The organism is Mycobacterium angelicum (assembly GCF_002086155.1).
GTDB classification, from domain to species: Bacteria; Actinomycetota; Actinomycetes; order Mycobacteriales; family Mycobacteriaceae; genus Mycobacterium; species Mycobacterium angelicum.
Window position 1 is genome coordinate 1 of the sequence record NZ_MVHE01000424.1, and the last position, 209, is coordinate 209.

Here is a 209-nt window from a genome sequence, read left to right on the forward strand (position 1 = left end):
GGCGGCTTCAACACCGGCATCGGCAACGCGGGCAGCACCAACACGGGCGTGTTCAACCCCGGGGACCTCAACACCGGCAGCTTCAACCCGGGCAGCTTCAACACCGGCGGCTTCAACCCGGGCAGTGGCAACACGGGCTACCTCAACACCGGTGACTACAACACGGGCGTGGCGAACACGGGCGATGTGGACACCGGTGCGTTCATTAC

The 209-nt window shown here is 65.1% G+C and carries 1 protein-coding gene; it reads left to right on the forward strand.

Features of this window, described 5'->3' with window-relative positions; genetic code table 11:
- Positions 1 to 209 (forward strand): pentapeptide repeat-containing protein (locus BST12_RS30110; protein WP_139802138.1); only part of this gene is annotated, 209 nt, incomplete at both ends.